The following is a 17,858-nucleotide window of genomic DNA, read 5'->3' as shown; positions in this document are numbered from 1 at the left end:
GCCGTGGTCACCGAACCGTCCCGTGGGAGTCCAACATGCCCGAAACAGCGCCGGTGAACATGTCGGCGACGCTCGCCGCCGATGAGGCGCTGGCCCGTCGCAGGCTGGCGGGGGAGCAGGTGCTGTCCCTGGCCAGCGGGGAGGTCGGGCTGCCGGTCCTGCCCGCACTGCGCGAACGGCTGGCGGCCGCGGCGGGGCTCAACGCCTACGGCCCAGTGGCCGGGAGCCTGCCGGTGCGCGCCGCGGCGGCGGGCTACTGGTCCCGCCGAGGCCTCGTCACGAGCCCTGACTCCGTGGTCTGCGGGCCGGGCAGCAAACCGCTCCTGTTCGCGCTGACGCGTGCCATCGGCGGCGACGTGGTGGTGCCCGTCCCGAGCTGGGTCAGCTATGCGGCACAGGCCGAACTGGCCGGGGTCCGGCCGGTCCCGGTGCGGACTCGTCCCGGGGAGGGGGGAGTGCCCGACCCGTCGGCGGTGCGCGAGGCAGTGCTGCGCGCCCGAGGCGCCGGCCGGGACCCGAGGTGCGTGGTGGTCACTCTGCCGGACAACCCGACCGGAACCGTCGCCGCGCCGGCGACCGTGGAGCAGCTGGGGGAGGTGGCCAGGGAGCTGGATCTGCTCATCGTCTCCGACGAGATCTACGGTGACCTGGTCTTCGGCACCGCCGAGCGGGTGGCGTCCCCCGCCATGTTCGCCCCCGAGCGTACGGTGGTCACCACCGGTCTGACCAAGAACCTGGCTCTCGGCGGCTGGCGGATCGGGGTCGCGCGCCTCCCCGACAGCGCCCTGGGGCGGCGGACTCACACCCGGCTGGTGGCCGTCGCCAGTCAGATCTGGTCGTCGACCGCGGCACCCGTGCAGGAGGCCGCGGCCTATGCCCTGCGGGAGCCACCGGAGGTGATTGCGCACATCGCCGCGGCCCGGCGGCTCCACGAGACCGTCGTGCGCGCGGTCGCCGAGCGTTTCGTCGCCATCGGGGCGAAGCTGGCGCCGGTACGGGCGACCTGTTACCTCTACCCCGACTTCGAACCGCTCCGCGAGCACCTCGTCGAGACATTCGGCGTCGACGGCAGCGACGACCTCACCGCCCTGCTGAGCGAGCGGTACGGCGTGGGGGTGCTGGCGGGCACGGCGTTCGGCGAGGACGCCCGGCCGCTGCGGATCAGGGTTGCGACAAGCCGCCTGTACGGCGACAGCGACGCCGAGCGTGCCGAGGCACTGCTCGCTGCCGATCCCCTCCGCCTCCCCTGGATATCGGCCTCGTTGACCCGCCTCGACGAGGTCCTCGGTGAACTCTGCGGAGCGTCCGCCGCCCCGTTCGAGCACGATCGGCCGGTGTGAACCTCCCCTTCCACCAGCACTCCGGCCCTGACCGGGCCGTGCCATGTACGTCCACGACAACGACCCAGGAGGTCGCCGCGGTCATGTCCATCCTTTTCGAATGCGATTACAAGGGGCGCCGGTACGCCGGGATCGGCATCCCGGAGGCCGGCAAGCCCCACACGCTGTACGCCGTGGAGGACGGTGAGCTGCTCGCCGCCGTCGTGGCCAGCGGCGAGCGGGACCTGGTCGAGCACGTCGGCTCGCGCCCGGAGACCGTCTCGGTGAGCGCCGGCGACCCGGAACTGCGTTTCCTGCCGCCGCTGCTGCCGACGAGCACGAACAACTCCCTCGTCAACGGGTTCATGGGAACTCATCGGTCCAAGTTCGACCGGGCCCCGGAGCCGGACGAGCCGTTCACACCGCCCAACTACTACATAAAGGGATTCGGCTCGTGGCTGCGGATGCCCGGCGAGCCCCTGACGACCCCGGCCGATCCGATCTGGTTGCTCGAGGAGCCGGAGGTCGTGCTGGTCTACGTCAACGACGACGAGGGGAACCCGCACTATGCCGGGTACACCTTCGGCAACGACCTGAACGACATCGGTCTGCACCTCGAGAACCGCTGGGCCTGGACCCCGTACGCCAAGCTCTGCGAGACATCCGTGACTCCATGGCTGTTTCTCGGCGCTGCGCCCCGGACGGCGACCGGCCGGGTCAGCGTCGAGCGTGGGGGCGAGACGGTGTGGCAGGGGGACTTCTCCTGCGGCGCCGACTCGATCTTCCATCGGTTCCCGGACATGACCGACTACCTGTTCTCGTACCCGATGCTGCGTCGGCCGGGCCTGGTGAACTACCTGTTCCTCGGTGCGGACAAGGCGACGTACCACGACGGGTTCCGCATCGACGACGGTGACCGCATGGTCATCGACGTGGCCAGCCACGGTGTCGTGCTCGACAACACGGTCCGGTACGACCGCCGTCAAGCGGCTCCGCTCGCGGGCACGGCGGCCTCGTAGGGTTTGGTCGGCCGCACCACTCCGGGCTGCCGCGTTCGGCGTACGGCTTCGAGGTACTGAGAGATCGCCTCGTGGCTGCGCGACAGACACGCCATCCGGTCCGCCATGCGGTCCCGTTCACGCTCCAGCACGGCGATCGTCGCTGCCGTCGCGTCGGAGACATGGATGGCCCTGGGGTCGTCGATGCACGGCAGGATCTGCTTGATGATCCTCGTCGGCAACCCGGCCTCCAGCAGGCCGCGGATCTGCAGCACCCGGTCCACGCACCCTTCGGCGTAGTCCCGGTAGCCGTTCGGCGACCGGCCCGGGACGAGGAGGCCCTGCTCCTCGTAATAGCGCAACAGGCGCCGAGGGGTTCCGGTGCGCTCGGAGAGTTCGCCGATTCGCATGTGCACGACCCCGTTTCGCGTCCATTTGACATTCACATCAATGTGAGGGTTTCAGGATACAGCCATGTCAACTTCCCAAGCAGAGCTGCTGGGCGACGGCCCCGTCGCAGCCAAGACGCAGAAGCTCCCCCTGTCTCCTCTTCTGGCGCTGGCCACCGCAGCGTTCATCGGGATTCTGACCGAGGCACTCCCGGCGGGCGTGCTTCCCGAGATGGCCCGCGACATGTCGGTCAGCGAGGCCATGATGGGCCAGGCGCTGACGGTGTACGCCATCGCCACAGGGGTGTCCGCCATCCCGCTGTCCTTCGTCACATCCGCCTGGGGGCGCAAGAACCTCCTGCTCCTGGCGGTGTCGGTCATCGCCGTCGCCAACGTCGTCACGGCCGTGTCGTCCAGCTACGCGCTGACCATGGTGTTCCGCCTCCTCGCCGGTGTGGCGGCGGCCGCGGTGTGGGCCGAACTCGTGGGCTACGCACGCCGGCTGGCCCCGCCCCACCTCCAGGGCCGTGCCATCGCCCTGACCATGGCCGGTGTACCGCTCGCTCTGTCCCTGGGCATTCCGGTCGGTACCTTCCTGGGTGGGCTCTTCGGCTGGCGTCTCACGTTCGGCCTGGTGGCCGTGGTCTGCGTCGCCCTGCTGGTGTGGATCTCCGCCAGCGTTCCGGCTCACCCGGGCCAACGGGCCGGAGCCCGTGAACCGATCCTGAAGGCCCTGTCCCTGCCCGGTGTGGTGGCAGTGCTGTTCGTCGTCGCGGCGTATGTGCTGGCCCACAATGTCCTCTACACCTACATCGCCACCTTCCTTGACGCCTATGAGGTGGGAGACGCCAGGGACACCGTCCTCCTGGTGTTCGGTATCGCCTCCGTCGTGAGTATCTTGATCACCGGAGCCCTGGTCGACCGAAGGCTGCGCCAGCTGACCATCGCCAGCACCTCTCTGTTCATCGTCGCGGCGGTCCTGCTGGGCGTTCTCGGGGGCAACCTGATCGTCATCTATGTCGCGATGGTGCTGTGGGGGCTGGGCTGGGGCGGTGTGACAACGCTGCTGCAGACGGCCGTCACCGACGCCGGCGGCGACCGGGGGCAGGCGCTGCTGGTCACGACCTGGAATTCGTTCATGGCGGGTGGCGGCGCGGTGGGCGGTATCCTCCTGGACGGCCTGGGCGCCAAGTCCTTCCCCTGGAGCGTCCTCGCGCTGCTGCTCCCCGTACTGCTCGTGGTGGTCGCCGCACGCAGGCACGCCTTCCCCGCGAAGCGTCCCGGCAACGACTGAGTTCCGGGGGTCGAACGCGCCGCGTCGCGAGCTGACTCCGCAATCCCCCGCCGGATCATCTCAGGCCCGGTGCCTGGAAGGGCCCCGTTCCGTTTGTCGGAACGGGGCCCTTCCTCCGGCTCGCACCGTCATGTACGGGGCTCGGGGTCGGATCCCTGTTCGGCCGTGGCGATGAGGTGCTTGCCCCGTTGGGCGCTGAGATCCAGGGCTCCGAGGACGACGGGCTCCGCGATGCTGGGCATGATGCCTCTCAGGAACACCGACAGGCGTTCGGGAAGATCGGCATACCCGGCGACCAGCTGCGACATCTGCTGCAGTCCCGCGAAGGTCCCCACGAAGAGCTCGGCGGTGGCCGCCAGGTCGACATGGGGCCTCAGCTCGCCCCGCCGGCGTGCCTCCTGAAGTATGGCCAGGTTGAAGTCGGACCAGATACGGAACGCGCCGCCACGGTCGAGATCCTCGGCCTGTGGGTCGAGACTGAGGCGGATGCTGGCCCGGACCAGCGGGCTGGTCCGCAGACGTTCGGCCAGCACCATGGCGGAGTCGGCGATCTCCTGCAGTTTGACCGGCTGAGGCGTGAGCGCGGGCTCCCCGTCCTGCTGTTGTTCGCCGAGGATGATCTGGGCGATCTCTTCCTTGCCGTTGAAGTGGAAGTAGACGGCCCCCTTGGTGGTGCCGGCGGTGGTGGCGATCTCGCTCACCGTGGTGGCCTCGTACCCGCGACGCTCGAAGATCGCCGCTGCTGCCTCCAGCAACTTCCGTCGGGTACGAACTGATCGATCCTGCTTGGCCACTGTGTTCCTGCCCTTCGTCACGCCCTGGGTCGTAAAAACGACGTCAGCGTACGAATTCTCGCGAAAGATTTCCGTCTCTACGGTATGCGAGCCCTCTGTACGGGTCGATCCTCAGCCGATGTGCCCACGGTTGCGCCCCCATGGAAACCGGACGGGATGCCTCCGACCTGCGAAAACGCTTGCCGACGAGAAAGTGAAACAGATCACTCGGGAGAGTGGGTTGTGAAAAATACCTTTGAGTACGTAACTTAACCGCGCGCTGCTCATGGGGGGCAGCCGAGCCAGGTGGGGGTGTGGAGCGTGACGAGCGCTGCATATACAGCTGAAGAGTCGCGTACGGGTCTGCCCATGGAATGGGTTCACCGGGTCAGACCGGAGGACGTCGTGCCGTCGGCGTGGGCGTCGCTGGGGGGCGACCGATTCCGGGTCGACGGGGTCTGGCCCCGGTCGCACCGCTTCTTCGGACCTGTGGACGGCCTGCACGATCCGCTGCTGTTGGTGGAATCCATGCGTCAGAGTACGATTTTGCTCAGCCACGCCGCATACGGTGTCCCGCTCGACAGTCACTTCTTGATGCGGTCGCTCGACTATACGGCCAGCCCGGAATGCCTCGCTGTCGAGGTGAGAGACCGGATCGACATCGAGGTGGCCTTCTCCGAGATCACTCGGCGCGGTGGCCGGCTCGCGGGGATGCGCAGTGACCTGACGGTCCGACGGAATGGTCGGACCGCCGGAACGGGCAGCAGCCGCATCGAGATACTCAGCGCGCGGGCGTACTGCCGGGTGCGCGGCGACCGTCTGCGGCGGAGTCCGCTGCCGCCACCCGAGAACGGTGTCCCGCATCAGTGGGTCGGCCGTACTCGCCCGGAAGACGTGCTGTTGGTACCGACGGCCCGGGCCGACCGGTGGCAGCTGAGAGTGGACACCGGGCACAGCACGCTCTACCAGGGGCTCAAGGATCACATCCCCGGCATGGTGCTCATCGAGGCCGCTCGGCAGGCGGCCCATACGGCGATCGGGCGGGCGGCCTTCAGGGCGTGCGCGGGGACGAACACCTTCCACCGCTACGCGGAGTTCGGGGGTCCGCTGTGGATCCGGCTGGAGGACCTGACCACGGCCGGACCGGACGGGACGAGGGTCACGGTCGAAGGCCGCCAGGACGGCGAAGTGGCCTTCGTGGCCACCCTCACGGCGCGCTGTCCGAAGAGGGCCCGATGATTCTGGTCACCGGTGCCACGGGCACCGTCGGCGGGGAGGTGGCGAAGCGGCTCGCCACCGGGCACGGGCTGCGCGTGATGACGCGGGAGCCACGGCGCTGCGCAGTGGCCGGACCACGCGCCGAGGTGGTCCGCGGCGACTACCGGGACACCGCGTCCCTCGAACGCGCGCTGTGCGGCGTTCGTGCCGCGTTCCTGGTGACGAACCACTTCACCGAACCGCACGACGAGCGCTTCCTGGAGGCGGCCCGCCGTGCCGGAGTCGAGCATGTGGTCAAGCTGTCGGCCGCGGTGGTCGACGACGACGTCGACGACGCCGTGACCCGTCGCCAGCGCCGGAACGAGGCGGCGGTCCGTGCATCCGGCATCGCGTGGACGTTGCTGCGGCCGAGGGCGTTCATGTCCAACACGCTGTCCTGGTGCTCGGACATCCGCTCGCACGGTGTCGTCAGCGCGCTGTACGGGGACGCCCCGAACGCGCCGGTCGATCCCCGCGACGTTGCCGCGGTGGCCGTGCGGGCGCTGACCGAGCCGGGGCATCGTGGACGGTGTTACACCCTGGCGGGCCCTGAGACGCTGACCGCCCGTCAGCAGACGCGCATCCTCTCCGCCGTACTGGGACGCCCGTTGATGTTCCGGGAGATGAGCCGCTTCGAGGCCGGGCGCGTCCTGCGCGCACGACACTCCCGTCCGTTGGCCGACGCGCTGCTACAGCGCGCGGACCTCCAACTGGCCGGCGGGAAGTCCCTGCTGAGCGATTCGGTGAGCGCGCTCACCGGCAGCGCACCGCGCAGCTACCGTGTCTGGGCGTCGGCCCATGCCCACTGTTTCGCGGAGGAGGGCAGCCCGGCGCTCAGGGTCTGAACCGGCGGTGCCGGCCGAGAGGGCCGTCCCTTCCAGACACCGGGGAGAGGCCCTCTCGGCCGGTCTGCTCAGTCGACGTCGCCCAGCAGGACGGGAAGCTCCTGGTGGCCATTGGAGATGAAGGTGGGCAGGAGTGCCAGACGTCTCTCCGGATGTGCGAGCCGGAGGTCGGGGAAACGCTCGAAGAGGGCCCGCACGGCGACCACTGCCTCGAGCCGGGCCAGCGGCGCGCCGAGGCAGTAGTGGACCCCGTGCCCGAAGGCGATGTGGTCGCGTCGCGTCACTCGCGTCACGTCGAATTCGTCGGCGCTCTCGCCGTGGATCTCCGGGTCCCGTCCCGCGCCGGCCGGTGAGACGAGGATGGGGTCTCCCTTGGCGATCACCACACTGCCTATGGCGATGTCCTCAACGGCGTAGCGCAGCGGTACGTGGAAGCCGGCTCCTTCCAGACGCAGGGTCTCCTCGATCACGTCGTCCCAGCCGGCCCGGCCGGCCCATACCGAAGCCAGCTGGTCCGGGTGCCGCAGCAGGCAGTGCACGGCGTGATCCAGGAGGTTCACCGTCGTCTCGTAGCCCGCGGAGATGACGAGCAGCAGGGTGTCCACCAACTCCTGCTGACTGAGTGCCCCGTCCTGTTCGTCGCGCGCTGCGATGAGATGAGTCACCAAGTCGTCCGCCGGGGTGATGCGCCGGACCTCGACCAGCTCCGCCAAAGAAGAATAGAGAGCGTTCGTGTTGCTTTCCATTTCGCGGGCCGAAATCGACGTGAGGAACGTCAGGCCAATCATTTCCTGCAGTCGATCGCGTACTTCTTCAGGTATGCCGATGAGCTCGCAGATGACCTGAGCGGGGAGACGCGCGGCGAAGTTCTTGCGTAGATCCACTACGGCACCGGCGGGCGTGGTGGCGAGCTGATCAAGCAGTGATTCCGTTATCGCTTCGATGCGTGGGCGCAGGCCGGTGACGTTGCGTGCGGTGAAGGCTTTGGCGACGAGTTTGCGCAAACGCTTGTGGTCGTCGCCGTATGCGGTGATCATGCTGCGCACGGACACCCACAGGGAGAGCGGCCACCCAGCGGGTATTTCGCCGCTCATCCAGGCGGGCCAGTGCTGTTCCGCGTCCTTGGAGACGCGTGGGTCCGTCAGCAACTCCTTGATGGCGTTCTGGCTGGTCGCTGACCAGGCGGGAATCTCGCCGGGGAGCATGACCCGGGTTAACGGGCCCTGGCGTCGGACGTCCCGGATTTCGGCGTGCGGATCGCTGCCGCGGGGATCGAGTCGGATGGGGCAGGCGATAAGTGCTTCAGAATTCCTGTCCAACGTGGCACACCCTTATGACGTCGGCCAACTGCTAGTGTCAGGCACTGCACTCTACAATAGGTATCTCGTCACTCCAGCTCCTTATATCAGCATGCGGACATTGATTGCGGGAGTCATTCCTCAGTCCGTGGCCGGCCTGCCGTCGGCCACGGCCGCGCAGGGAAGCGAGAACCGCCAGAAGTCTCTGAGCGTTTCGCGGGAGACCCACTCACCGTTGTCTCTTCCGAGCACGGCGAATCCTGTTGTCGCCGCCACCACCACTTCTCCGAGCGTGTGAAGGGAAACGCCGTCGCTAAGGCTCCCTTCCTCGGCCGCCCGCACCAGCAGGTGCTGGACACAGCCCTGCCATTCCTGGCGCAGGCTGAGGCGGGTGCGCGGTGTCGCGTCGCTGTTGAGCCGTAGGCCGGCGCGTGCGACCACGTCCTCGCGAAGCAGTCCGGCGAAGGCGTGCGAAAGATCGATCAGCTGCGCGAGGGCTGCGGCCCGCGTTCGTCGGGTGTGCCGTGCCGCTCGGTAGAAGCCGCGGATGGCGGACGCCTCGACCGCGTCGGCAAGCTCCTGCTTGTTGCTGAAGTGGAAGTACAGCGCCCCACTGGTTACCCCTGCCCCCTCGCTCACCTCGCTCAGGCGGGTTCTTTCGAAGCCGTGATGCTCGAACTGCTCGGCAGCTGAGCGGATCAGGGTGGTGCGGGTGCGGGCCGAGCGCTCCTGCTTGGTCCGAAGCCTGCAGCAGGGGCGGGGAGAACTCTTTGCGGCGGACTCCGGGTCCGGTGAGGGAGGGGGCGGCAGCATGAACAATAAGTACCGTCATGAATCTTTGAACGCCACCCTCCTGCACTGTAAGCCCGTTTTATTACTTAAGTGCAAGCTAGGGAGGTGGAGAGTGCGGCAGAGGGTGTGTGGCCTGCAGGGCGCAAATGACCCCTAACCCTCATAGCTGGACATTACTTCCAGGGTCGCAGCTTTGACAAGAACATTCGGTGCGGTATTTAATCTCGGCACTGGTCACGTGAGCGTCGATCGGAGGGGGCGGAGCAAGTCATGACCCGGACTACAGAGTCGTTGAAACGGCATCGCCGAACAGGTCACAGGCCTGCGCGGCGGCGCGACCAGGTGCGCGCACCGCGCGGCTTGCCCCGAGTGGACTCGGGCGGGGTCCAGAGGTGGTGTGTGCTGGTCGTCGATAGCGACCCGCATGACGCGGCCCCGCTCATTCGCGGCCTCCAGCGCCACGGCCACCGCGTCACGAGCGTGGACACGGGCGCGGAGGCCCTTCGGGCCTACCGGGAAGCGAATCTCGTACTCCTCGACCTCGACCTGCCCGATCTGGACGGACTGGAAGTCTGCCGGACCATTCGAGGCGCGGACGACACGCCTGTGATCGCGCTCACCACCCGGGACAGCGAGCTCGACCGGGTGCTCGGGCTGCAGGCCGGGGCCGATGACTACATGGCCAAGCCGTACGGCTTCCGTGAACTGATGGCCCGTATCGACGCCGTCATGCGCCGCGTGAGCCTGGCGGGGGAGCGGCCGGCCGACGGGGTCGTGACCCATGGCAGCCTGTGTATCGACACCGAGGCGCGCGAGGTGTACGTGGCGGGGCGCCATGTCGAGCTGACGCGCAAGGAGTTCGACCTGCTCCACCTGTTGGCTTCACATCCGCAGGACGTGGTCTCCCGCGCGCGAATCATGCAAGAGGTGTGGGGCGATTCTTGGTCCCGGCGGACGGTCGATACTCATGTCTGCAATCTACGCAGCAAGCTGGGATCGACCAGATGGATCCTCACCGTCCGGAGCGTCGGCTTCCAACTCGGCGCGGCCGACCGGTCAGGCCCGGACAGGCCCTAGGTGTATTGACCCGCAGCGTTGTTCACGCGGGTGATCGGTGGGTGGCCGCCGAGTGCGGTGTGGCAGCGGTGGTGGTTGTAGGTGTGCAGGAAGTCTGTCAGGTGGCGCGGGTGAGTTTGCCGGCCGCGCCGAGGTCGGTCAGGACTCGTTCGATGCGGTCGATGCCGTGGGCGGTGAGGAAGGCGGCGGCCCGGCGGAGGAAGGTGGCGCAGGTGGAGGCCTTCTCGTCGCCGTAGATCTCGCTGTAGGCGAGGCGGGTGTGGTCGTCGGCGGCGGAGTGGATGTAGTCGAAGCCCATGTTGCTGCGGGTGGCGCGGCCGGCTTGTCGGCCCAGGACCTTGTGGCCGCCGCCGTCGGGGATCCGGCCGAGTTTCTTGACGTCGACGTGGACGAGTTCGCCGGGCCGGTCGCGTTCGTAGCGGCGGATGGTCTCTCCGGTGGGCCGGTCCAGGAAGGCCAGACGGTTCAGGCCGTGGCGGGTCAGGATCCGGTGGGTGGTCGCGGGCAGGCCCAGGATCGGGCCGAGACGTGCGGGCCCGGGCTTGCGGTCCCGGCGGAGCCGGCATACCTGGGCCTCGGTCGCCGTCGGGGTGCGGTGCGGTGTCGTCGGGGGCCGGCCCGAGCGGTCGTGCAGCCCTTGCTCGCCTTCGGACCTCCAGCGGCGAACCCACTTGTGGGCCGTGACGCGCGAGATGCCCATCTCGGCTGTGACGTGCGCGACGGGACGGCCTGCACGGACACGCTCGAGGAGCAGCCGCTTGTCGTGAACAGTCAGCCGGGCATTACGGTGGGACAGGCAGACCTCCGTGCGGTGCAGTCCTGAACAGCTCCACCACACCGGAGGTCTTCGTCATGATCAAGCCCCGCCAGCGTTGACAACGCTCGTGATCAATACACCTAGTAGGCGCCGTCGACCCACTCCCGCAGCGCGGCCTTGCTGTCGAAGTCCGCCACGTTCGTGTCGACCGGGTCGTCGGTGTACTGGTGGAAGCGCCACTTGGCCTGGATACGGGGCTTGCCGGCCGACACGTAGTCGGCGATCCAGAGGCCGTCACCGGCGTACGAGGTCGTGTCGACGTTCAGCCAAAAGTTCCGGTTGCAGTAGAGAATGACCCGGTTGTCCGGCCGCAGCTCCTTCACCTTCCGGATGAACCGGTCCTTCTCCGAGTTGCTCGCGTGGGTGCCCTCGCCCGTCGTCTCCCAGTCGACGGCGAGGATGTCGCCCTTCCTCTCGGGCGCCTTGGAGACGAAGTACTCGGCCTGCGCGGTCAGGTTGCCGGGCCACAGGAAGTGGTAGAAGCCGACGACGAGCCCGGCGTCGCGGCCGCGTTCGGTCTGGGCCGCGAGTCTGGGGTTGACGTACGAACGGCCCTCCGTCGCCTTGATGAAGACGAAGGAGAGGCCGTCCGTGTCGTAGCTGGAGGACTGGTACGAGCTGACGTCGATGCCGCGCAGCATGCGGACTCCCTCGGATGCCGGTGGGGCGGGTGGGCCTTCGGGGCGGAGGTTGTTGTTATGCCCGGGGGGCGGCGGCCGTACGCAGGGCGCGCGGGTGTTCGGCGTACGGCGGTGGTGAACGCCGGTCGGATCAGGGGGCGGAGGTGGTGGCCGGGGCCGCCGGGGTGTCCTCGGCGGCCGGTGCGGCCTCGCCCTCGTCCAGGGAGACGTCCTTGGTCTCCTTGCCGAGGAGCAGCGCGACCAGCGTCAGTACCGCCATCGAGGACAGGTAGACGCCGACCAGCCACGGGGAGCCGCCCCCGGCCTCCCACAGCGCCACCGCGATGAACGGCGCGACGGCCGCGCCGAGGATCGAGCTGACGTTGTACGAGATGCCGGAACCGGTGTAGCGCACGCTGGTCGGGAACAGCTCGGGCAGCAGCGCGCCCATCGGGCCGAACGTCATGCCCATCAGTGTGAAGCCGAGCACCAGCCACAGCACCACACCGAGCGTGCCGAGGTCGATCAGCGGCACCCAGACCAGGCCGAAGACCACGATCGCGGCGGTGATCCAGATCAGGGTGGTGCGCCGCCCGTACTTGTCCGCGAGCGGGCCGGAGACCAGCGTGAACACGGCGAAGAACAGCACACCGAAGATCATCATCAGGACGAAGGTGGTGTAGCTGTAGCCGAGCCCGGGCACGTCGGCGTCCTCGGCGGTGCGGCCGTAGCTCAGCGAGAACGTCGTCATCAGGTAGAAGAGCACGTACGTCGCCAGCATGATGAAGGTGCCGAGGATCAGCTGCTTCCAGTGGCCCTGGACCACGGTGGCCAACGGCAGCTTGCGCACCTTCCCGGTCTCCTGCGTCTTGGCGAACACCGCCGACTCCACCAGCCGCGAGCGCACCCACAGGCCGATCGCGACCATCACGGCGGAGAACAGGAACGGGATGCGCCAGCCCCAGCTGGTGAAGGCCTCGGACGGCTGGGTGGGGTCGGCGCCGGCCGCGGACGGCAGCAGCGCGCCGATGATCAGGAACAGGCCGTTGCCGATGATGAAGCCGAGCGGGGCGCCGAGCTGCGGGAAGGTGCCGTACAGGGCGCGCTTGCCCTTGGGGGCGTTCTCGGTCGCGACCAGCGCCGCACCGCTCCACTCGCCGCCGAGCGCGAAGCCCTGCGCGAGGCGCATCAGCACCAGCAGCCCGGTGGCGATCCAGCCGGCCTGCGCGTAGGTGGGCAGCACGCCGATGAGGAAGGTGGCGATGCCCATGGTCAGGAGGGAGACCACCAGCGTCTTCTTGCGGCCGAGCCGGTCACCGAGGTGCCCGAAGAAGACGGCGCCGATCGGCCGGGCGACCATCGCGGCACCGAAGACCGCGAAGGACGACAGCAGGGCCGTGGTCGGGTCGCTGCTCGGGAAGAAGAGCTTCGGGAAGACCAGTACGGCGGCGGTCGCGTAGATGTAGAAGTCGTAGAACTCGATCGTCGTGCCGATGAGGCTGGCGATGAGGACCCGCGACCGGGGATTGACGGGGGTCTGGGCTGAACCGGGTGCTGGTGCGGGCATTGCTCGGTCTTTCACGCGCGAAACATGGGTACCGCAACGATCTCAGCCGTCTTGTTTTTCGGAAAGCGGGTGTCATCATGTGAGACGCCCGCATCCTGGGCCGGCCCCGGCCGTGCCCGCGAGCCCCCGCCGGGTCAGCACTCGATGATGTTCACCGCCAGCCCGCCCCGCGCCGTCTCCTTGTACTTCACCGACATGTCCGCGCCGGTGTCCTTCATGGTCTTGATGACCTTGTCCAGGGACACCTTGTGCGAGCCGTCGCCCCGCATCGCCATCCGCGCCGCCGTGACCGCCTTGACCGCGGCCATGCCGTTGCGCTCGATGCACGGGATCTGGACGAGGCCGCCGACCGGGTCGCAGGTGAGGCCGAGGTTGTGCTCCATGCCGATCTCGGCGGCGTTCTCCACCTGCTCGGGGGAGCCGCCCAGCACCTCGGCGAGGGCGCCGGCCGCCATCGAGCAGGCGGAGCCGACCTCGCCCTGGCAGCCGACCTCGGCGCCGGAGATGGAGGCGTTCTCCTTGAAGAGCATGCCGATCGCGCCCGCGGCCAGGAGGAAGCGGACCACACCGTCCTCGTCGGCGCCGGGGACGAAGTTCACGTAGTAGTGCAGGACCGCCGGGATGATGCCCGCCGCGCCGTTCGTCGGGGCGGTGACGACCCGGCCGCCGGCCGCGTTCTCCTCGTTCACGGCCATGGCGTAGAGGGTGATCCACTCCATCGCCAGGGCCTGCGGGTCGCCTTCCGAGCGCAGCTTGCGCGCGGTGTTGGCGGCGCGGCGGCGGACCTTCAGGCCGCCCGGCAGGATGCCCTCGCGGGACATGCCGCGGTCCACGCAGGCCCGCATCACGCGCCAGATCTCCAGCAGGCCCTCGCGGATCTCGTCCTCGTCGCGCCAGGCTCGCTCGTTCTCCAGCATCAGGGCGGAGATGGACAGGCCCGTCTCGCGGGCGAGGCGCAGCAACTCGTCGCCGGTGCGGAAGGGGTACTTGAGGACCGTGTCGTCGAGGACGATGCGGTCGGCGCCCACCGCGTCCTCGTCGACGACGAAGCCGCCGCCGACCGAGTAGTACGTCTTGGAGAGCACTTCCGTGCCCGCCGCGTCGTACGCCCACAGGGTCATGCCGTTGGCGTGGTAGGGGAGGGCCTTGCGGCGGTGCAGGACCATGTCGTCGTCGTAGGAGAAGGCGATCTCGTGCTCGCCGAGGAGGCTGATGCGGCCGGACGACCTGATCGTCTCGACGCGGTCGTCGGCCGTCTCCACGTCCACGGTGCGGGGCGAGTCGCCCTCCAGGCCGAGCAGCACCGCCTTGGGGGTGCCGTGGCCGTGGCCGGTGGCGCCGAGCGAGCCGTACAGCTCGGCGCGGACCGAGGCGACGGAGCCCAGCAGCTCCTCGCCCCGCAGGCGGCGGGCGAACATGCGGGCCGCGCGCATCGGGCCGACCGTGTGGGAGCTCGACGGGCCGATGCCGATCGAGAACAGGTCGAAGACCGAGATGGCCACGGGGGACTCCTCAGAACGGGGGTGGTGCAGAGGTGGTGCTTCGGGGGACGGGGTGCCGTGCCCGCTCGTGACGGGCACGGCACCCCCGTGCACACGCGGTGTCTACTTGTTCAGACCCGGGTACAGCGGGTGCTTGTCGGCCAGGGCCTTCACCCGGGCCTTGAGGGCTTCGGCGTCGGCCGCCCCGAAGGGAGAGGGTGCCTTCAGCGCCTCGGCGATCACGTCCGCGACCTCGGCGAAGTCCTCGGCCGTGAAGCCGCGGGTCGCCAGGGCCGGCGTACCGATGCGCAGACCGGAGGTCACCATCGGCGGACGCGGGTCGTTCGGGACGGCATTGCGGTTGACCGTGATGCCGACCTCGTGGAGACGGTCCTCGGCCTGCTGTCCGTCCAGCTCGGAGTCGCGCAGGTCGACCAGGACCAGGTGGACGTCCGTGCCGCCGGTCAGGACGGAGACGCCCGCCGCCTTCGCGTCGTCCCGCACCAGGCGCTCGGCGAGGATGCGGGCACCCTCCAGCGTACGGCCCTGGCGCTCCTTGAAGTCCTCGCTCGCGGCGACCTTGAAGGCGACGGCCTTCGCGGCGACCACGTGCTCCAGCGGGCCACCCTGCTGACCGGGGAAGACGGCGGAGTTGATCTTCTTGGCCAGCTCGGCGGTGGAGAGAATCACACCGCCGCGCGGGCCGCCCAGCGTCTTGTGGGTGGTGGTGGTCACGACGTGGGCGTGCGGGACCGGGTTCGGGTGCAGGCCCGCCGCGACCAGACCGGCGAAGTGCGCCATGTCGACCATCAGGTACGCGCCGACCTCGTCCGCGACCTTGCGGAACGCGGCGAAGTCCAGCTGACGCGGGTACGCCGACCAACCGGCCACGATCAGCTTCGGCTGGGTCTCCTTGGCGAGGCGCTCCACCTCGGCCATGTCGACCTGGCCGTCGTCGCCGACGTGGTACGGGACGACGTTGTAGAGCTTGCCGGAGAAGTTGATCTTCATGCCGTGGGTCAGGTGCCCGCCGTGGGCGAGGTTCAGACCCATGATCGTGTCGCCCGGCTTGAGCAGCGCGAACATCGCCGCCGCGTTGGCCTGGGCGCCCGAGTGCGGCTGCACGTTGGCGTGCTCGGCGCCGAAGAGCGCCTTGACCCGGTCGATGGCGATCTGCTCGACCACGTCGACGTGCTCGCAGCCGCCGTAGTAGCGGCGGCCCGGGTAGCCCTCGGCGTACTTGTTGGTGAGGACCGAGCCCTGGGCCTCCATGACCGCGACCGGAGCGAAGTTCTCCGAGGCGATCATCTCCAGGGTGGACTGCTGGCGGTCCAGCTCGGCGTCGACGGCGGCGGCGACGTCGGGGTCGAGCTCGTGCAGGGGTGTGTTCAGAAGCGACATGCGGTCCGTGTCTCCTCAGCCGGCGGTGAAGGCGGTGTACTCGTCGGCCGAGAGCAGGTCGGCCGGCTCGTCCGTGATCCGCACCTTGAACAGCCAGCCGCCCTCGAAGGGCGCGGAGTTCACCAGCGACGGGTCGTTGACGACGTCCTCGTTGACCTCGGTGATCTCACCGGAGACGGGGGAGTACAGGTCGGAGACCGACTTGGTGGACTCCAGTTCGCCGCAGGTCTCGCCCGCGGTCACCGAGTCGCCGACCTCGGGGAGCTGGACGAAGACCACGTCACCGAGCGCGTTGGCCGCGTGCTCCGTGATGCCGACCGTCGAAGCGCCGTCCTCGGCGCCCGACAGCCACTCGTGCTCCTTGCTGTAACGCAGCTGCTGGGGGTTGCTCATGGCCTGAATTCTCCTGTACGCGGGGGAGTGCTGATGAAGGGGGGACTGCGGAAACCGCTGGTGATCAGCGAGAACGCGCGCGGGACGGCGAAGGTCCCGCCGCCCAGTGTCTACTTCTGGCGCTTGTAGAACGGCAGCGCCACGACCTCGTACGGCTCGTGGCTGCCCCGGATGTCCACGCCGACACCCTCGGTGCCCGGCGCCGCGTGCGCGGGGTCGACGTACGCCATGGCGATCGGCTTGCCCAGCGTCGGGGACGGCGCGCCGGACGTCACCTCGCCGACCACCTCGCCGCCGGCGACGACCTGGTAACCGGCGCGCGGGACCCGGCGGCCCTCGGCGACCAGGCCGACCAGGACGCGGGGAGGCTCCGAAGCGGCGCGCTCGGCGGCCTCGGTCAGCGCGGCGCGCCCCACGAAGTCGCCCTCCTTCTCGAACTTCACCACCCGGCCGAGCCCGGCGTCGAAGGGCGTCAGGGCGGTCGTCAGCTCGTGCCCGTACAGCGGCATGCCCGCCTCCAGGCGGAGCGTGTCCCGGCAGGACAGGCCGCACGGGGCCAGCCCGGCGCCCTCGCCCGCCTTGGTCAGCGCCTGCCACAGCTCGACGGCGTGCTCGGGCTTCACGAACAGCTCGAAGCCGTCCTCGCCGGTGTAGCCGGTGCGCGCGATGAGCGCAGGGACGCCCGCGACGGTGCCGGGAAGGCCGGCGTAGTACTTCAGACCGTCCAGGTCGGCGTCGGTGAGGCTCTTCACGATGGCCGGGGACTGAGGGCCCTGTACGGCCAGCAGCGCGTACGCGTCCCGGTCGTCGCGCACCTCGGCGTCGAAGCCGGCGGCCCGCTCGGTCAGCGCGTCCAGCACCACCTGGGCGTTGGAGGCGTTGGCGACCACCATGTACTCGGTGTCGTCGAGCCGGTAGACGATCAGGTCGTCCAGGATGCCGCCGTCCTCGCGGCAGATCATCGTGTAGCGGGCACGGCCCGGCTTCACGCTGCCGATGTTGCCGACCAGCGCGAAGTTCAGCAGATCGGCGGCCTGGGGGCCGGTGACCGTGATCTCGCCCATGTGCGAGAGGTCGAAGAGCCCGGCCCGGGTGCGCACCGCGACGTGCTCGTCGCGCTCGGAGCCGTAGCGCAGGGGCATGTCCCAGCCGGCGAAGTCGGTCATCGTCGCGCCCAGCGCGCGATGCGTGGCATCGAGCGCGGTACGGCGGAGTTCTGTGCTGCTCATCGGTCGGTCGTCTCCCAGGACAGGACGGCACGGGCGAGGTCGTTCCTCCCCATCTGTCATCGGAACCTGAGAGGTTCGCCACGACCACCGGAGTACGGCGATCAGGGCTTGCACCTTGGGTGGGGCCGCCGTCTCAGGGCGGCCCGCTTTTCAGATGTGCCTCGCCCGCGCGGTAACGGTGCCTGAGAGATTCAAGGGAGGGACTTGCTCCTTCGGCGCCCCGGCGCGGCCGGGGACTCTCCCGCGCGGATTCAAACGGCCGGTATGCAGTTGGCGCCGCCATCATTGCACGCCGCCCACGTCCGTGG

Annotated in this window: 16 protein-coding genes, 1 pseudogene and 1 riboswitch; of the genes and pseudogenes, 6 read left to right on the top strand and 11 right to left on the bottom strand. The window is 69.0% G+C overall.

Annotated elements, in window-relative coordinates:
* Positions 1-35 precede the first annotated feature (35 nt).
* Positions 36-1,340, top strand: a complete 1,305-nt coding sequence (locus KUM03_RS10955; RefSeq protein WP_217246834.1) for a pyridoxal phosphate-dependent aminotransferase — start codon at positions 36-38, stop codon at positions 1,338-1,340.
* 83 nt (positions 1,341-1,423) lie between these two features.
* Positions 1,424-2,338: a fumarylacetoacetate (FAA) hydrolase gene (locus KUM03_RS10950; protein ID WP_217246833.1), complete on the top strand. Its 915-nt coding sequence runs from the start codon at positions 1,424-1,426 to the stop codon at positions 2,336-2,338.
* Here KUM03_RS10950 and KUM03_RS10945 read toward each other — a convergent pair.
* Positions 2,302-2,727, bottom strand: a complete 426-nt coding sequence (locus KUM03_RS10945; protein WP_217246832.1) for a MerR family transcriptional regulator — start codon at positions 2,725-2,727, stop codon at positions 2,302-2,304. The genes KUM03_RS10950 and KUM03_RS10945 overlap by 37 nt on opposite strands.
* Before the next feature lie 64 nt (positions 2,728-2,791).
* On the opposite strand from KUM03_RS10945, the gene KUM03_RS10940 reads away from it, so the two are divergent.
* Entirely contained in the window at positions 2,792-4,000 is a 1,209-nt protein-coding gene (locus KUM03_RS10940) for an MFS transporter (protein ID WP_217246831.1), read from the top strand.
* Positions 4,001-4,128: 128 nt separating this feature from the next.
* On the opposite strand, the gene KUM03_RS10935 is transcribed toward KUM03_RS10940, so the two are convergent.
* Positions 4,129-4,794 carry a ScbR family autoregulator-binding transcription factor gene (locus tag KUM03_RS10935; protein ID WP_217246870.1) on the bottom strand — a complete coding sequence of 222 codons (666 nt, stop codon included), beginning with the start codon at positions 4,792-4,794 and terminating at the stop codon, positions 4,129-4,131.
* A gap of 348 nt (positions 4,795-5,142) precedes the next feature.
* Here KUM03_RS10935 and KUM03_RS10930 point away from each other — a divergent pair, with 348 nt between their 5' ends.
* Both KUM03_RS10930 and KUM03_RS10925 read left to right on the top strand, forming a co-directional pair.
* A complete protein-coding gene (locus KUM03_RS10930; RefSeq protein ID WP_217246830.1) occupies positions 5,143-6,012 on the top strand; it encodes a ScbA/BarX family gamma-butyrolactone biosynthesis protein in 870 nt (289 codons plus the stop codon).
* Complete coding sequence (locus tag KUM03_RS10925; RefSeq protein WP_217246829.1) at positions 6,009-6,875, top strand: NAD(P)H-binding protein; 867 nt, start codon at positions 6,009-6,011, stop codon at positions 6,873-6,875. Before KUM03_RS10930 ends, KUM03_RS10925 begins: the two co-directional genes overlap by 4 nt.
* Positions 6,876-6,943: 68 nt before the next feature.
* Here the strand turns inward: KUM03_RS10925 and KUM03_RS10920 are convergent, their stop codons facing one another.
* Positions 6,944-8,080 (bottom strand): cytochrome P450, encoded by a 1,137-nt coding sequence (locus tag KUM03_RS10920; protein WP_217246828.1) that lies wholly within the window; start codon positions 8,078-8,080, stop codon positions 6,944-6,946.
* A gap of 234 nt (positions 8,081-8,314) precedes the next feature.
* A complete protein-coding gene (locus KUM03_RS10915) occupies positions 8,315-8,986 on the bottom strand; it encodes a ScbR family autoregulator-binding transcription factor (RefSeq protein WP_217246827.1) in 672 nt (223 codons plus the stop codon).
* A 378-nt stretch (positions 8,987-9,364) separates the two neighbouring features.
* Between KUM03_RS10915 and KUM03_RS10910 the strand changes: the two genes are divergently transcribed.
* Complete coding sequence (locus tag KUM03_RS10910; RefSeq protein WP_308406291.1) at positions 9,365-10,042, top strand: response regulator transcription factor; 678 nt, start codon at positions 9,365-9,367, stop codon at positions 10,040-10,042.
* Here the strand turns inward: KUM03_RS10910 and KUM03_RS10905 are convergent.
* The 7 genes and pseudogenes from KUM03_RS10905 to gcvT all read right to left on the bottom strand — a co-directional run bounded on the left by KUM03_RS10905 (position 10,039) and on the right by gcvT (position 17,550).
* Positions 10,039-10,838 (bottom strand): annotated as a pseudogene (locus tag KUM03_RS10905) (helix-turn-helix domain-containing protein). The gene KUM03_RS10910 and the pseudogene KUM03_RS10905 sit on opposite strands and share 4 nt — an antisense overlap.
* 101 nt (positions 10,839-10,939) lie before the next feature.
* Entirely contained in the window at positions 10,940-11,500 is a 561-nt protein-coding gene (locus tag KUM03_RS10900; protein ID WP_217246825.1) for a glycoside hydrolase family 25 protein, read from the bottom strand.
* A gap of 130 nt (positions 11,501-11,630) precedes the next feature.
* The gene (locus KUM03_RS10895; RefSeq protein ID WP_217246824.1) at positions 11,631-13,046 is read right to left on the bottom strand and encodes an MFS transporter; all 1,416 of its coding nucleotides are present in this window, start codon (positions 13,044-13,046) and stop codon (positions 11,631-11,633) included.
* Between the two features lie 134 nt (positions 13,047-13,180).
* Positions 13,181-14,548, bottom strand: a complete 1,368-nt coding sequence (locus tag KUM03_RS10890) for an L-serine ammonia-lyase (protein ID WP_217246823.1) — start codon at positions 14,546-14,548, stop codon at positions 13,181-13,183.
* Positions 14,549-14,650: 102 nt separating this feature from the next.
* Positions 14,651-15,928, bottom strand: a complete 1,278-nt coding sequence (glyA, locus tag KUM03_RS10885) for a serine hydroxymethyltransferase (RefSeq protein ID WP_217246822.1) — start codon at positions 15,926-15,928, stop codon at positions 14,651-14,653.
* Positions 15,929-15,943: 15 nt separating this feature from the next.
* The gene (gene gcvH / locus KUM03_RS10880) at positions 15,944-16,321 is read right to left on the bottom strand and encodes a glycine cleavage system protein GcvH (protein WP_217246821.1); all 378 of its coding nucleotides are present in this window, start codon (positions 16,319-16,321) and stop codon (positions 15,944-15,946) included.
* Positions 16,322-16,431: 110 nt separating this feature from the next.
* A complete protein-coding gene (gene gcvT / locus KUM03_RS10875; RefSeq protein WP_217246820.1) occupies positions 16,432-17,550 on the bottom strand; it encodes a glycine cleavage system aminomethyltransferase GcvT in 1,119 nt (372 codons plus the stop codon).
* A 160-nt stretch (positions 17,551-17,710) separates the two neighbouring features.
* A riboswitch (glycine riboswitch) is annotated at positions 17,711-17,804 on the bottom strand.
* Positions 17,805-17,858 lie beyond the last annotated feature (54 nt).

It is taken from the genome of Streptomyces sp. AC602_WCS936 (assembly GCF_019049125.1).
GTDB lineage: Bacteria > Actinomycetota > Actinomycetes > Streptomycetales > Streptomycetaceae > Streptomyces.
Note: the sequence above shows the minus strand (reverse complement) of the source record. Positions and strands in the feature narration are given on the sequence as shown.